The organism is Peribacillus sp. SIMBA_075, assembly GCF_046534585.1.
The window spans coordinates 1-3,008 of sequence record NZ_JAWRYN010000089.1; the positions used below are offsets into that span (position 1 = coordinate 1).

A 3,008-nucleotide genomic window follows, 5' to 3' on the forward strand; every position below is an offset into this window, starting at 1 on the left:
TTGTTCCTTGAAAACTAGATAATAGATAGAAGGCAATTAATTTTTTTCAAAGCATCAGTAAGATCTTTTTTAACGGTTAAGTTAGAAAGGGCGCACGGTGGATGCCTTGGCACTAGGAGCCGATGAAGGACGGGACTAACACCGATATGCTTCGGGGAGCTGTAAGTAAGCTTTGATCCGGAGATTTCCGAATGGGGAAACCCACTGTTCGTAATGGAACAGTATCTTTACCTGAATACATAGGGTACTGAAGGCAGACCCGGGGAACTGAAACATCTAAGTACCCGGAGGAAGAGAAAGCAAATGCGATTTCCTGAGTAGCGGCGAGCGAAACGGAATTAGCCCAAACCAAGAGGCTTGCCTCTTGGGGTTGTAGGACACTCAACATGGAGTTACAAAGGAACGGGGTAAATGAAGTGATCTGGAAAGGTCCGTCAAAGAAGGTAAAAACCCTGTAGTTGAAACTTCGTTCCCTCCTGAGTGGATCCTGAGTACGGCGGGACACGAGAAATCCCGTCGGAAGCAGGGAGGACCATCTCCCAAGGCTAAATACTCCCTAGTGACCGATAGTGAACCAGTACCGTGAGGGAAAGGTGAAAAGCACCCCGGAAGGGGAGTGAAATAGATCCTGAAACCGTGTGCCTACAAGTAGTCAAAGCCCGTTAATGGGTAATGGCGTGCCTTTTGTAGAATGAACCGGCGAGTTACGATTTCATGCGAGGTTAAGTTGATAAGACGGAGCCGCAGCGAAAGCGAGTCTGAATAGGGCGAATGAGTATGAGGTCGTAGACCCGAAACCAGGTGATCTACCCATGTCCAGGGTGAAGTTCAGGTAACACTGAATGGAGGCCCGAACCCACGCACGTTGAAAAGTGCGGGGATGAGGTGTGGGTAGCGGAGAAATTCCAATCGAACCTGGAGATAGCTGGTTCTCTCCGAAATAGCTTTAGGGCTAGCCTCAAGATGAGAGTATTGGAGGTAGAGCACTGATTGGACTAGGGGCCCCCAACGGGTTACCGAATTCAGTCAAACTCCGAATGCCAAATACTTATTCTTGGGAGTCAGACTGCGAGTGATAAGATCCGTAGTCGAAAGGGAAACAGCCCAGACCACCAGCTAAGGTCCCAAAGTATACGTTAAGTGGAAAAGGATGTGGAGTTGCTTAGACAACCAGGATGTTGGCTCAGAAGCAGCCACCATTTAAAGAGTGCGTAATAGCTCACTGGTCGAGTGACTCCGCGCCGAAAATGTACCGGGGCTAAACGTATCACCGAAGCTGTGGATTGACACCATTTTGGTGTCGATGGTAGGAGAGCGTTCTAAGGGCGTTGAAGTCAGACCGGAAGGACTGGTGGAGCGCTTAGAAGTGAGAATGCCGGTATGAGTAGCGAAAGAAGGGTGAGAATCCCTTCCACCGAATGCCTAAGGTTTCCTGAGGAAGGCTCGTCCGCTCAGGGTTAGTCGGGACCTAAGCCGAGGCCGAAAGGCGTAGGCGATGGACAACAGGTTGATATTCCTGTACCACCTATACATCGTTTGAACGATGGGGGGACGCAGAAGGATAGGGTAAGCGCGCTGTTGGATATGCGCGTCCAAGCAGTTAGGCCGGAAACGAGGCAAATCCCGTTTCCATTAAGGCGGAGCTGTGATGGCGAGGGAAATATAGTACCGAAGTTCCTGATTCCACGCTGCCAAGAAAAGCCTCTAGTGAGATGTAAGGTGCCCGTACCGCAAACCGACACAGGTAGGCGAGGAGAGAATCCTAAGGTGTGCGAGAGAACTCTCGTTAAGGAACTCGGCAAAATGACCCCGTAACTTCGGGAGAAGGGGTGCTTTTTAGGGTGAATAGCCCGGAAAAGCCGCAGTGAATAGGCCCAGGCGACTGTTTAGCAAAAACACAGGTCTCTGCGAAGCCGCAAGGCGAAGTATAGGGGCTGACACCTGCCCGGTGCTGGAAGGTTAAGGGGAGAGGTTAGCGCAAGCGAAGCTTTGAACCGAAGCCCCAGTAAACGGCGGCCGTAACTATAACGGTCCTAAGGTAGCGAAATTCCTTGTCGGGTAAGTTCCGACCCGCACGAAAGGTGTAACGATCTGGGCACTGTCTCAACGAGAGACTCGGTGAAATTATAGTACCTGTGAAGATGCAGGTTACCCGCGACAGGACGGAAAGACCCCGTGGAGCTTTACTGCAGCCTGATATTGAATTTTGGTACAGCTTGTACAGGATAGGTAGGAGCCTGAGAAGCCGGAGCGCTAGCTTCGGTGGAGGCGTTGGTGGGATACTACCCTGGCTGTATTGAAATTCTAACCCGCGCCCCTTATCGGGGTGGGAGACAGTGTCAGGTGGGCAGTTTGACTGGGGCGGTCGCCTCCTAAAGAGTAACGGAGGCGCCCAAAGGTTCCCTCAGAATGGTTGGAAATCATTCGTAGAGTGTAAAGGCACAAGGGAGCTTGACTGCGAGACCTACAAGTCGAGCAGGGACGAAAGTCGGGCTTAGTGATCCGGTGGTTCCGCATGGAAGGGCCATCGCTCAACGGATAAAAGCTACCCCGGGGATAACAGGCTTATCTCCCCCAAGAGTCCACATCGACGGGGAGGTTTGGCACCTCGATGTCGGCTCATCGCATCCTGGGGCTGTAGTCGGTCCCAAGGGTTGGGCTGTTCGCCCATTAAAGCGGTACGCGAGCTGGGTTCAGAACGTCGTGAGACAGTTCGGTCCCTATCCGTCGCGGGCGCAGGAAATTTGAGAGGAGCTGTCCTTAGTACGAGAGGACCGGGATGGACGCACCGCTGGTGTACCAGTTGTCTTGCCAAAGGCATAGCTGGGTAGCTACGTGCGGACGGGATAAGTGCTGAAAGCATCTAAGCATGAAGCCCCCCTCAAGATGAGATTTCCCATGGCGCAAGCTAGTAAGATCCCTGAAAGATGATCAGGTTGATAGGTCAGAGGTGGAAGCGTGGCGACATGTGGAGCTGACTGATACTAATAGATCGAGGACTTAACCAA

Annotated in this window: 1 rRNA gene; it reads left to right on the forward strand. The window is 52.0% G+C overall.

The annotated features are described in order from the left end of the window. Window positions 1-74: 74 nt before the first annotated feature. Window positions 75-3,008: ribosomal RNA gene (locus SB775_RS27230) — 23S ribosomal RNA — on the forward strand.